Here is a 13,269-nt window from a genome sequence, read left to right on the forward strand (position 1 = left end):
TATCCTCAATTTTCTACCATCCTCGCTACGGGCGCTATTCTCGGACAGCCTCCTGTTTAGTTTGCGTTGCGTTCTGAAGAAATAGTTCGTGTTGCTATGGCCCGGCCAGTGCGACAAGCCTGTCAACAGCGGCAGACAGTGCCATTTCGTAGCCTTTGGGCCCAAGTCCGGCAATGACCCCTTCAGCAACATCACTGAAATAGGAGTGATGACGGAAAGGCTCCCTGCAATAAACGTTCGAAAGATGTACTTCAATAAAGGGAATGGCAACCCCGAGCAGTGCATCCCGCAGCGCCACACTGGTGTGAGTGAAAGCGGCCGGATTAATGATGATATAGCGTACGCCATCCTTGCCAGCCCGATGAATACGATCTATCAGGCGGTGTTCTGCATTGCTTTGAAAACTGTCCAGCTGAAGGCCTGCACCGGTAGCCAGTTGGGCAAGGTTCTGGCAAATCTGTTCAAGCGTGGTTGCACCGTAAACACCGGGCTCTCGAGTGCCAAGCAAATTCAGGTTTGGACCATTGAGCACAAGAATGTCAGCCATGTTTATCCTCTTGAGAGCACTGCTCGTTGCGCCTCTGACCAATGGGAGGGCTTAAGTGGTTAGCCTGTTTTGACCAACCTGACTACACAGTTAATCTCTTAAGCGCATTGCCACCGCACATTGCCACCGTTATTGATCGGGCATTTTGCCCCATTGTCAAGAATGCGTCCAGTTTGTGCGTGTTACAGGAGGTTAACGACAGTTAAGAAGCATTTCATGGCTGTTTTGGACAAGTTCAGGCATCTGTAGCGGTTTTGGAGGCTGTCAGCAGGTTTGTCAGCTTTTGATGCAGCTGCAAGGCGGTGATTTCACCCTGGGATTTTAGTACGGAAATCTCATTCCCATTGGCATCGAAAAACAGCATGGCAGGTGGTCCAAACAGTTGGTATTGGTTGAGAAAGCGTTGATGTTCTGGTGTGTTGTGGGTGATATCCAGCTTGATCAGGAATATTTTGTTCATCTGGTCAGATATTAGTGGGTCAGGGAAAACGGTCCGTTCCATGATTTTGCAGGATATGCACCAGTCAGCATAGAGATCCACCAGGGCTGGCAGTTTTTTCACGGCTGCGGCTGCCAGCAAGTTATTCAGCTCATTCACTGTCGTTACCGTTTTAAAGCCAGGACTTTCTGTCAGTCCAGTTGTGTTTTCAACTGAAGTGCTGCTTTTACCCAATAACGGTTGCAATGGGTCACTGTTACCCATGGCGGCGCCAATAATCAGGCAGGTTCCATAGATCAGACAGAGTAAGCCGATGGTTTGTCGGAGCTTCTGATGTGCTTCGTTGTCAGTGCCCAGGAATACGGCACTGCCAATGAGCAGGGCACCCCACAAAAATAGCGTGACTGATGGATCGATCACTCGTTCCAGCATCCATATGGCGACGCCCAGGAGTAATACGCCAAAGAATGAACGAATACCATTCATCCAGGCTCCAGACCTTGGCAGCCAATGTTTGCCACCTATGGCCAGGATAAATAAGGGAATGCCCATCCCCAGCCCCAGGGCGAACAACGTCAATCCACCAAACAGGGCGTTACCGGTTGAGCTGATGTAGATGAGGGCTCCGGCCAGGGGTGCCGAGACACAGGGAGAAACCACCAGTGCTGACAGCATCCCCATCATTGCCGCACCGGACAAACTGCCTGAACGTTGTTGATTACCACTGAGCCTGTCCCGGATTTTGACAGGGAGTTGCAACTCGTACAGGCCAAACATACTCAGGGCCAGGAGCACAAAGAGTATGGCCATGGGAATCAGCAACCATGGGGACTGGAGCTTTGCCTGAAGGTTCAGGCTGGCACCAAACAGCCCCATTAACGTACCGGCAATGGCAAAGGTGGCTGACATGGTGAGTATATAGGTCATCGTCAGGGCAAGGGTCCGGGCTTTACCCTGCTCATTTGCTCCCAAAATCAAGCTGGAAAGAATCGGGAACATGGGCAGGACGCAGGGTGTCAGGCTGAGACCAATACCCGCCAGAACAAACAGAAGTAGTGCAATCGGCAGACTGTTCTGTTCCAGTTGTTGCACAAAGGTATTCCCTGAGTCCGCTGCCACCGTGTGGGTAACACTGGGTAAATGGCTATCTTCTGCCCGGGTAACCATTGGAATGACAACTTTACGGGGTGGATAACACAGTCCGGCCCTGGCGCAGCCCTGAAAGCCGATTTCCAGTTCAGGCAGGCTGTCTGAATGACTGGCAGGCAGCGTAATCACAAAGTCTTCGCTGAATATTTCCAGCTCTTTGTGGTAATAAGGGTCAAAAATCACTTCACCGGCAGGATAGTCAGCTGCATCCTGTGTTGAGATATCGGTTACCGGCGTGAAGGTAAAACGGTGTTTATAAAGGTAGTGCCCCGGTGTTACGGCAACATCAATGATCGCCGTACCCTGCTCAATGCGGCCGGTGAATTGAAAGGCTTCTTCGACTGAAAGAAAACCCGGGTTTTCATTGGATTGCGCCGCGAATAACTGGCTCAGGCTGCCCTGGGCAGACCATGAGATTAATAGACCCAGAAACAGGGGGCCGATCAGGCGGAGATGGCATTTTGGCATATAAGCTGCTGTTTATAATGGCGAATACTATTTATTGTGCAGTGATATACCAAAGATGCAAGTTCGAGAGGGTTTACACGGAAAAAGAAAACAGCAGAAATGAGTAGAAACTCTCAGGTTGAAACCTGAGCTACAAAAAAATCAGCCTTTGAGTGGTTAGCTACTTTTAACTACTTATAGTTGGCGGCAGACTTCTTGATGACTTCCAGGGCCGCTGCGGAACCTTCCCAGCCATCAATCTTGACCCACTTGCCCGGCTCAAGATCTTTATAATTTTCAAAGAAGTGTTCAATCTGCTGGAGCAGCAGCGCTGGCAGGTCAGTGTACTCTTTCACGTCTTTATAGAGCGTTGAGAGTTTGTCGTGGGGAACAGCAATAAGCTTCTCATCACGGCCACTTTCGTCAGACATGTTCAACATACCGACGGTACGACAGCGAATGACTGAGCCCGGGATAACCGGGCAGGGTGTCACCACCAGCACGTCCAGAGGGTCGCCATCGTCAGCCAGGGTCTGGTTGATGTAACCGTAGTTGGCCGGGTAGAACATTGGGGTTGCCATGAAGCGGTCAACCAGGATGGCATCCATATCCTTGTCAACTTCGTACTTGATTGGCGATGCATTGGCGGGGATTTCGATGATGACATAGATGTCTTCTGGCAGACTTTTACCAGCAGGAACAGATGAGTAGCTCATTGACAGTCAATCTCTGTGTGTGGTCCGTTTGAAATAGCGGCATATTATATAGAGTTTGTTACATTCTTTTCCACTGGTATGGGGGAACCCCCAAAAACCCGCCAGGTTCATGCCGGTCTGGCCAGATGACATTGGCGATTGTCGGCTGCTTATACTCAGTTAGCTGCTTGATAGAGAACTAAAATAAAACTATATCAGTCGCTGGCGTGAGCGGGTTTCATAAGCCTGAGGAGGTGATTGTGAGATCGATTACTGTTGAAGATTGCATGACACCCAGAGTTGTTACCGTTTCTCCGAATATTCAAGTTGCAGAAGCCATCCGCATTCTGCTGCAACACAACATTACGGCAGCACCGGTAGTTGATACTGAAGGGGCGCTGATCGGGATTCTTTCAGAATCAGACTGCCTGGAAGGGACGTTGAATGGCAGCTATTTTTCCCAGGATGCGGGGTTAGTGCGTGATTATATGACCCGTCAGGTGGTCACCGCCGACCCAAAGGAAAATATTATTACTGTGTATCAGCGGTTTATGACCGATAAGGCTTACCGAGTTCCGGTTGTTGCCGATGGAAACCTGGTGGGGATACTCAGTCCCAAGGATCTGATGTCTGCAGTTCTTGAGTTTTATGAGCGTCCGGTGGATTTTGCGTAACTGTCTTGACAGGCTGCCTTATCAATATCAGCGGGTGAACGTTTCCTCCCGCAAATGGGGGGTATTGCACGCAATAATCAAGCATCGAATGAAGCCATTCTTTCAGGGTGGCTATTTTATTTTGTATTTTTTAATTAAATTAATTTTTTGATGTCCTTTTTTATCAATTTTTCTTTTCATCCATCAGCTAGACTTTTTCTTTATATATTGGAGATTTTTGAAAAGGAATTCTCATGGATCGCTCATCTCCCTCTGCTGCGGGCAATACGTCATCATCAATTTCTGGTTCGTCTTCAGAGTCTGAATCAGAAAATGTGGGGACTACTCCTAATGGTCGTCGTAAAGTTACTGCCCAAAAGCTGGGCAAAGGCGGTCCCACGGTTCATGGTGAAACCGATTCTAATTCCTATCGGCCTGCCCCCTCGGGATTTGGCAACGTTAAACCTGTTATACATCAACCGCCGTTAATAAAATCTGATTTAGATGGCAGTCCACCTGCTGGTAACCCTCGGTTCAATGGTGAGTCACGATTTTCCCAATCGACTCCTGATTCGAGTTTCGAAGACAATGATGACGTTTTATCGGTAACCACTGATTTTGGTGATGGTTATCGCGAAGAGGATCCACAGTTATCGGGAACCACTGATTTTGGTAATGGTTTCGAGGAGGATACACAGTCGTTTGAGGCGGGTGGACGGATGCCCAAGAAGGAAGACAAGTTTCGTCGGCAATCTGAAGTGGGTACTGCTTCCCAAAGAAGTAGTAGCGAAAACACAGAGATCAGGCCTCCGAGTGGGCAGTTCCCAGTCCCTGTTAAAACGTCAAGAACGGATGATAAAAAGAGCATTCAAAGCCTTTCGATCGAAGGAGGCAATGATGACAGTGATCCAGCGGTTAAACGTGATGGTTCAGTCTCTATCGAAAGCTCTATCGAAAGCTCAATCGAAAGTGGCGATAAAACCAGCAAAAAGCTATTTCAGCGGGTATTGGGTGCAATTAAAAAAGTGTTGAATGTGGCGAAAAATAATCCGTTATGGACTGGATTTTTGATTTGCAGCGCCATTTTTCTCGTCACTTTTTTGACAGGACAATTTTATGCATCGATTTTTTTCGCAATTTGTGCACTGGCTTTACTGGGCTTTGCTTTAGGGGTGACAACGCATAATTCTTACTTTGGTCACCTGCAGAACCCATCACAGACCAATAGTGGTCAGAACCCGAATAATGGTCAGAACCCGAATCCGCAGAATCCGGCAGAAAACAACACACCGACCGATTCACAGAAATCAACGGCTAAAACTGAATCTGACTCAAGCCGACACCCAGAGGCTGATGACAGGAATGAAAGGCTTGTGACGAGAGAATCACCACAACCGTTTGCCAGCAATAGCAAACGTAAGCCGCCCGTAAAAGAAGGCAAGGCCGCCACTTTGACAACGCAAACGGTGGAGGAGGCGGATAACAGTGATCTTGCTAAAAATGTTGAGAAATTCCTGGGACTGATCAATGAAAACTTCACCCCATTCGCAAATAAGATTAGAGTTCGAGAACATTTGTATAGGCATTCCCGGGAACCGGGCAGAGAGGTTGATGAATCGACCTCAAAAGAGGTGGCGGCTGCTGTGGTGGGCCTTTGTAACCAGTTTCGCCATATTGCAGATCAAAGAGATGCCAAAGGTTCTGATACAATTCAGAGTGCCAGAATGGCTGAGGTTGAAATGCAAACGTATCAGCTGATGGAATTAATAGAGCCCAATGAAGAATTTATTGAGGAATTGACGCATAAATTTTATCAGCAATTTCCTGACCCCGATTTTTGTCCTGATCCAAATACACCAGCAATGACCGTAGGTGATATGCGTAAACGGTTTCAGGATTATTCTGAAAATGATTTGCAGGGGAAGGAGTTTTTTGATCTGCTGATGAAATTTATTCGGACGGCAAAGGACTATAGAAGAAAAGGCAAAAGAATGGGGGATTGGTTTGATCAGTCCGACCTTGACGGCTGACCTGTCCAAATCTCGATAATCTTATCTTCAGGAATGATAAAAGCCTGGTTGGTGTTGAGTTGGGCAAGGCGGTTTTATCGTGTTGCAAATAAACTTTTGAATTCTGAAAAAGAACCTCCGGAAGATATTTTTTTAAATTTATTCTTTATAAACAGAAATTGACCAATATGTAATTGGCAAGAACGTTGTTTTATAACCTAGAGTTAAAGAAGCGACCTAACGGACATTCAAAATGACAGGGAGTCACTAATGAGTACCTCCATTGGCGGCGTGGATTCATCCAGCAGTGAATCTGGAGAAAACACAAATAGAACTATTAACTTGAATGATGGCAGGATTAATTCACTCCGGGCTGCCGGCTATAGCGATGCTCAGATTGAAGCCCTGTTATCAATGGCTGACCCGGATGATCAGGGTAATTCCCTGACTCCAACGCACTTTTATTCAGTTAATAAACAGACGCTGAATTCGCTTAGATACACGGGGCAGCTTGATAAAGCGTCACAGCAGCTGGTCTATTTACAGGCACCTGTTGCCCTGGTTCAGGAGGTCAGTAATCCGGCGAACTGGAATGGCGATAATTATGTAGGTCCGGGAGCGTCACAAATTAATGCGTACCTGATGGGTGAACCCGTGGATTTCACCAAACCCAGCCTGGATGCCTTGATTATGGGCGTACTGACGGCCCGGGCGGATATTCTCCAGACACAACTGGAAGATCAGATAGCATCCATCAATCATAAAAACGATGTGCTCGAAGAAGCCAATATGTATTTGGCCAAAGCCAAGGAAAAAAAGGCAGCGGCTGGAACGTCAGGCTATTCTACAATGTCAAAGGATATGATTGATTTCTGGAAAAAGATGGGTGCTGCCACTGACCGAAGCGGTAATGATGATAATCATAATTCTGCCGAGTGGGAGGCCAATATTGAGCATATGAAAACCAAAATTGAAGCATTGACCAGTCAATCACAATTGGAAACCACCAAGCTTCAGCAGACCATCAATAAATACAACCAGACGTTTGAAATGCTCTCTAATTTTATTAACAAGTACTTCCAGTCCATAAGTACTATTATTCAAAATATGCGTTAACTCATGGAGGAGTCACACGTGAATAATGAAGATCTCAATTATGAAGGTGCAGAACTTGAAGATAAGCTCCTGAATTTCTTCGGCGAGGGGGGGACCTTCAAAGATTTGAAAAACATGAGTGATGATGCCATGGAAGCAATATACTCAGTTGCCTATAATCTTTATCAGGGTGGGAAGTACGAAGAAGCAACAAAAGTTTTTCAATTCCTGTGTTTTTACGACCATTTCAATCGCAAGTACTTTCTTGGATTGGGTGCCTGTCAGCAAATGCTGAAACAGTATGACAGCGCCATTGAGATCTTCTCATTTGCCACCCTCCTGGATTCTGATGATCCCAGACCAATGATGTATATCGGCGATTGCCATATGGCGAAAGGCGACAGGGAAAATGCCCGGATTTCCTATGAGACCTCCATTGATTGGGCCAACGATAGCCCGGAGTATGCCAAGGATCTCGCCCGTGCCAAAAATATGCTGGAAAATCTTAAATAGACCAGGGAGTAGGCACAATGGATGGTATCCAACAAGGATCTTATTCGGCGGGTCAGATACCACAACAGGGTATAGACCCAACGCTCAAGAAACAGCTCGATCAGGTTGAGCAGAAAAAAGAAGTCAGTCGTGGTTACTCGGAGGAGAACACGGTATCAACCAAAGAGGCACAAGATAACCTGGCTCCTCCCATTAAGCCGTCACATAATCTGGATGTTCCTGCAAAAGGTTCGGAATCTCCTTCTGAAAAAGTCCTCAAGGAGATCTCTGTTTTTTCCGAAATCCAGAAGCTGGGTAAAACAAACCCTGAAGCGGTAAAGCTTGGCCTGGCTTCTGAGGCCGCTGTGGAACAAGGTGAACCGGACTATATGGATCTGCTCACCGGTGATCTTAAATCCTTCGCCAAAGGGCCAGGCGGGCGGCCGCATCCGTTGGCGGGTCATATCTACTCTATGCAGAACAACAAGGACCATCTGCTGTCCATGGGGTACAGTAAAGAGCTGGTTGATGGAATGCTGAAACTGGCTGACCCGAGCGATCCGGATAATTCCCTGAAAGCCATGCATTCATTCTCTGCCCAGGTGGAAGGCAAGCTTGCCGGTGATAACTCCCTTGAGCAGCTAAGTGACCTTTTTGCCGATACTTTCAATAAGGTTGCCAACCTGAAAGGGGGGCCCGCGGACCTCCATAAGGAATTGCAGGCTGAACTGAAGGCCTTCAATGCAGCATTCCTGGATTCAACACAAGCTCTTGATGTGGATACTGCAACTCAATGGCTGATGCAGATTCAGACCAAGTTGCAGGATAGCCGCCTGGTATTCAACCAGGAAAATATCAAAATAAATGAGCAGGCGCGACAGCAGCTTTCTGAAAAGCGGTTGGCAAAGATCGCCGATTCTATTGCAAAAGCGGAAGAAGCCAAAGAGTCGGGAGCGATCGCAAAAATATTCGGTTATATAGCCCTCGCTATCATGGCCGTTGTTATGGTCGTTATGTTTGCTACGGGAGTTGGTTCACCATTAGCCATGGGGCTGATGGCCGCGTGTCTGGCATTGACTGTGATGATGACCGTTTCTTCGGAAACCGGTGACTGGATGAACAAAGGGGTCGCTGAGGTTTTGATGGGCTTTGGTGTCGAAGAAGATAAGGCCATGCTTGGTGCGATGATTTTCTGGTCGTCCCTTATTTTGGTAATGAGTCTTGGCGGCGCGGCTGTCGGGTCGTCTGCCAGTACTGCGGCTACAGCGGCAAGTGCGACTGCCCAGGCTAGCACTGCGGCGGCTGGTGGTGCATCAGCTACCGCGACAGTCACAGCCTCGGCATCGACTGCGGTAAGTACAACAGCCAAGACAGCCAAGATGGCTGCGATGTCCGCTCGTTTTACCAAGGTTGCCAGAACTGCCGGTGGGGCAGCCATGATCGCTGACGGTTCGGCCAGTGCTCATAGCACCACATTGAGTTATGAGGCCGATATGTTGAGAGCCGAGGCAAAAGAGCTGTATGCCTGGATGCTGGCAAATCAGCATATGATCAATAACTTGTGTGAGGATATCCAAAAAGTGATTGAGGATATGCAACAGGTGTGGCAGATCATGACCAGCATGATGAAAGATAACCGCGATACAATGACCAAACTCAATAGCTCTCTAAAGGGTTAATGAATGATGAATAAAGGTTGCTTTACCCTTAACAATGATATACGGAGGTAACTCATGGCCGAGGGAATTTCTAGTGCAGACCGGGCGGCACACAGTGCCAATATGCAGATGCTCCTTGAAAAACCAGCGCAATCTGACGCTAAGAAAGCGGCAATCAAGAAAGGCGATATTGACTTTCAGCAAGAGAGCGTGCGTCTTGCCTCAACCAAACATGCCAAATCCGAGATTTTGAATGAATTCAATAAGGCAGGGCAACAGGCAAAGCCGTCACTGGCCTCACCCGATGACCTGTCACCGAATCAAATGACCAATGCCAGTAAAGCCCTGGCTACCTTGTCCAAGTCAACCGATGAGGTCCTTAAGTCAACCAAACAGCTGCTCACTAATATCCAGAATGGCACATTGACCAAAGGAGAAACCGCAAAGCTGAAATCCCAGGCGGCGCTTCTGGATGACGCAGCTTCACACATGCAGATGCTCTCCGGCAAAGGTGTGGAAACTTCTGAAGGAAAGCGGCAGGTGCTGGCCGGTATGGGCGGCTTTCAGAAGACTCAGCTGGATAACCTGGAAAAGCTGTCAACCTCTAAAGATATCCAGACATTTCTGGCCGACCAGCATGGTGGGGCAAAAGGCCTGGACCAGAAAACGGCCATCCTGCGGTCTCTGGGCTTTTCTGACAGCCAGATCAAAACGATGATCTCTCTTGCACCGCCGGATACTGACGGCAGCCGTCTGGGTATGATGCGCTCCGCAGGCTCTGATGCTAAAGCGGTTCTGCAGGCGCTGGGGTTTGGGCCGGATCAGGCCAAGGGACTGGCGGCATTAATGGCAGGCAAGCACGGTCAGCTCGGCAGTGCAGAGCAAAAGCAGCTGCTGGCCAAAATGGGCTTCAATCAGCAGGAAATAGACGTCATTCTGCAAGCCAGTAACCCAACTTCATTAAAGAACCAGTCTGCCCTGATGCGTAATGCTCCTCAGGGACTGTCACAATTTTTATTGAACGGCAGTAAGGGAATGAACCTGCTTTCTGCTGGCGAATCCTTTGCGGATATGAAAATGCTCGAGCAGATGGTGGATATCTTTGCCGTGATGGAGCTTCTGTTCAAAATGAGTGCAAACCAGCGTGGTGCCGCGAGGGAGTCTCGTTCCATTGAGCAGCAGGCGGCAAAAGCTGAGATTCTCAATCAGGCAGAAGAAATGAAGAGTGCCGCCCTGATGACCGCCATTGGTGGCTGGGTGAGTGCTGGTACCAAGATCGTTTCCGGTGGTGTTCAGGTCGGTATGTCTGTTAAAGCCGGTGGTATGGATCAGGGGAGTATGCAACGGCAGGTAGCGCTTGGTAACGGTCTTTCCCAGATTACCTCTGCAAGCGGTGAAGCGATCAAGGCTGGTACAGACTACCAGGCGGCCATGCATCAGGCACAAGGCAAATTACACGAGGCAAACCAAAGAATGCATGATTCTGCTGCACAGTCTGATAGTGAGTTTATGAACCTCCATCAGGATATGTTGAAAACCGTGATCAGCAAGATGGATGAGATCATCCGCTCATGGTTTGAAACACTCAAATCTACAACAAGGGCTTGATTACCGGTCAAGTAGTTGATCTTGATGACAAGGTATTCAAAGGACGTGGTTTATAAGATGTAGCCAACCGTGCAGGTTGGCTTTTTCTTGCAAAGAGGGAAAGCATGAGCAATCCACTTGGAGGAATACAAGCCTCAGGCGTGCAGCAGTTGCAGGCATCCGGGGCGGTGGCTGCGGGTGCCGCTGGACAAGCGGGGAAATTGTCAACCGGGCAGGGGGTAAACGCTTCCAACGCCAAACCTCCAGCGCTAGCTGCTGCAGATGTTGCAGAAGAGATGACTGCAGCGCTAGCCAAGTTCAAGAAAATAGATATCAAAACCAGCAAGGATAAATCGCCAAGTGAGCGGCAGCTTGAATTAATTAAAAAAATCAAGAACGTTGAAGCAGTTCCTGAAACACAGGATTTCAAAAGACGCTTCACTGAACAAACAAATCAGGACTATACACAAGAAGACTATCTTGAAGGGGCCAAAGATGAATTCCAGGACCCTTACCACCAGTATCTTGCCCTTTATGAACTCGCTGTTGATCTTAAAGCCGATCCTGACGCTGAAATTTTTAAAGCCATTGCAACCCTTGAAAAAGCGCATCCCCAATATATTAATATTGGCGACAAGATCGCAGACGCTGCCGGTGAACTGGCTGAGAAGTACCATCCCGATAAAACCCCGGATGAAATTCGTACAGAGGTATTTGGTCATGTCAAGGACCATAAGTCCCTCTCCACAGCGTTTAACGACCTGACGAATAATCTCGGGGGAGTGGATGGAGATCCGGACAATAATCAGGGGGCCACTGGTTTTGAGAACGCAGTAGATAGAAGACTCAGGCTTTTGAGTAGCGAACTCAATGCCCTGAAGGGCGGGGCAGATGAAAACCACCTGCGCTCAGTGATTAATGATATGACCACCCTGAAAAGGCTGGTGGGTATTCATGATAGCTGTATGGAAACACAAGGGCAGATGAGGAGGCCACCGGTTAGTATTGAGCAATTTGATGGTCAGAAATATATGGGCGAGATTCTGAAGCTGCTGGATCAATCGTTTATTTCATTGAATAACTTGAATGATGTAGTCGAAAAAATGGGGATGAACGAAAGCCCAGTTCTACAGAGAACGTCCCTGGTTAATTGTACTGCGACCTTGATAAAAGATATTCCAGAAGAAATTTTTGTCAATCAAGAAACTAAAGACAACATACGTGCTCTAATCCAAGAGCAACAGGAGGGTTTGGTTTTAGAAGAAGATGATGCTGCTGCTGCCCAGGCTAATGATAACTTTGGTAAAAGTGGAGAAACCGAAGTTTCCGAAGACTCATTAAAAAGTTTTCTTGGTTCGCAACCCTTCAACGGTAGCATTCTTGAGGATTTGGTTGGCAATACGCAAGAAAGCCCATTTATGGCATCTACCGGTGTTCCCGCTCTCGGGTCCGGGGAGACGCAGCCTGAGCCTGCGACAAAGAGTGAAACCTCAACCACAGCAACAAAAGCCACCACTGATCCGGCAACAGGCACCTCCCCTGGGGTGACAGCCAAAGGCGGCGCCAATGGGCCTTCTGAAGTCACCGCAAAGGGCAGCCTGGATGGGCTTTCCGATCAGGAACTCATTCAAAAACAGGATCAATTACTGGATAAGGCCCGGGGTTTGCATCAGCGTAAGGATAGCAATTACGTTTTTGACTGCTCATTTAGTGCACTGAAGCATGCAAACGAAAAAGGTATTAATATAATTGATGCACTGGAACAGGTCGCCAGTCAACGGGGTCAAGCCTTTGCCAAGAATCTTAAAGTGGCTATTACCCCCGCTGGCGAGGGGACAGAACTGCCACTGATTCCGCCAGATCCCGAGGCGCTGAAAGAGTGGATGGCCAATCACCCTGATCAAAGTGTGAATGATCTGGTTAAAACGGCAATGGAAGTATTAGAACAGGATCGTGGTCCGGATATAGATCTTGAAAAGCTAAATAATGACCTTGCCAGCCTTAAATCAAGCATTGCTGAAATAGATTCGAAAATAAAGGAAAGGCCAACGAAAACCTTCAGGGAAAGTGTCTCTGCCCACCTTAAAGAAGGTCCCTTCAGTGCTCGTTTGAAGTCGTTCTTTAACCATCCGTTTGACCCTGTTATGGAGTCGAGAACACGTCCGCTGGGTACTGATCTCTTTGACCGGATGGAGTACTCTCACACATTCAATATCAGGGCTGAGGAGAAAACCATGTCTGTTGAGTCAACCTGGAATGAGTCTGACAGTCAGGATGATGCAGAGGATATACAGGTCGAGGCAACCCTGGATGCCGCTGGAAATCAGGATGGAGCTGAGGGTATGACAGTTGAAGCAACATTTGCGGCTTCCGGTCAAGTCGGTGGTTCTTCCGATGAATCCACAAAGAATTGAACTGCTAAGTAGTTGGCCAAATGGAATCTTATATTTCTGGCTAAGTGGACAGTTACTATGCAAGGCGCAACGTAGGGAGCATAG

Annotated in this window: 10 protein-coding genes; 7 read left to right on the forward strand and 3 right to left on the reverse strand. The window is 48.0% G+C overall.

The genetic code is table 11. From position 1 onward, the window contains the following. Window positions 1–94 precede the first annotated feature (94 nt). From aroQ to ppa, 3 genes are all read right to left on the reverse strand, one after another. A complete protein-coding gene (aroQ, locus tag KDK14_RS18340) occupies window positions 95–547 on the reverse strand; it encodes a type II 3-dehydroquinate dehydratase (RefSeq protein WP_257266644.1) in 453 nt (150 codons plus the stop codon). 235 nt (window positions 548–782) lie between these two features. Next, window positions 783–2,603 carry a protein-disulfide reductase DsbD gene (gene dsbD, locus KDK14_RS18345; protein ID WP_257266645.1) on the reverse strand — a complete coding sequence of 607 codons (1,821 nt, stop codon included), beginning with the start codon at window positions 2,601–2,603 and terminating at the stop codon, window positions 783–785. A 170-nt stretch (window positions 2,604–2,773) separates the two neighbouring features. Further along, on the reverse strand, window positions 2,774–3,298 hold the full coding sequence (gene ppa, locus KDK14_RS18350) for an inorganic diphosphatase (RefSeq protein WP_257266646.1): 525 nt from the start codon (window positions 3,296–3,298) through the stop codon (window positions 2,774–2,776). Window positions 3,299–3,537: 239 nt separating this feature from the next. On the opposite strand from ppa, the gene KDK14_RS18355 reads away from it, so the two are divergent. The 7 genes from KDK14_RS18355 (at window position 3,538) to KDK14_RS18385 (ending at window position 13,185) form a co-directional block, all read left to right on the forward strand. After that, window positions 3,538–3,951, forward strand: a complete 414-nt coding sequence (locus KDK14_RS18355) for a CBS domain-containing protein (RefSeq protein WP_257266647.1) — start codon at window positions 3,538–3,540, stop codon at window positions 3,949–3,951. Between the two features lie 233 nt (window positions 3,952–4,184). Continuing rightward, window positions 4,185–5,960, forward strand: a complete 1,776-nt coding sequence (locus tag KDK14_RS18360) for a hypothetical protein (RefSeq protein WP_257266649.1) — start codon at window positions 4,185–4,187, stop codon at window positions 5,958–5,960. A gap of 249 nt (window positions 5,961–6,209) precedes the next feature. Further along, window positions 6,210–7,055, forward strand: a complete 846-nt coding sequence (locus KDK14_RS18365; protein ID WP_257266650.1) for a hypothetical protein — start codon at window positions 6,210–6,212, stop codon at window positions 7,053–7,055. Window positions 7,056–7,073: 18 nt separating this feature from the next. Then, window positions 7,074–7,547, forward strand: coding sequence for a SycD/LcrH family type III secretion system chaperone (locus KDK14_RS18370; RefSeq protein ID WP_257266651.1), 474 nt, complete (start codon window positions 7,074–7,076; stop codon window positions 7,545–7,547). Between the two features lie 17 nt (window positions 7,548–7,564). Further along, window positions 7,565–9,205 carry a type III secretion system translocon subunit SctE gene (gene sctE, locus KDK14_RS18375; protein WP_257266652.1) on the forward strand — a complete coding sequence of 547 codons (1,641 nt, stop codon included), beginning with the start codon at window positions 7,565–7,567 and terminating at the stop codon, window positions 9,203–9,205. Between the two features lie 54 nt (window positions 9,206–9,259). Then, window positions 9,260–10,792, forward strand: a complete 1,533-nt coding sequence (locus tag KDK14_RS18380) for a hypothetical protein (protein ID WP_257266653.1) — start codon at window positions 9,260–9,262, stop codon at window positions 10,790–10,792. 104 nt (window positions 10,793–10,896) lie between these two features. Beyond that, on the forward strand, window positions 10,897–13,185 hold the full coding sequence (locus tag KDK14_RS18385; RefSeq protein ID WP_257266654.1) for a TyeA family type III secretion system gatekeeper subunit: 2,289 nt from the start codon (window positions 10,897–10,899) through the stop codon (window positions 13,183–13,185). Window positions 13,186–13,269: the final 84 nt, after the last annotated feature.

The sequence above is a fragment of the Endozoicomonas sp. ONNA2 genome (assembly GCF_024606365.1).
Classification (GTDB): Bacteria; Pseudomonadota; Gammaproteobacteria; order Pseudomonadales; family Endozoicomonadaceae; genus Endozoicomonas.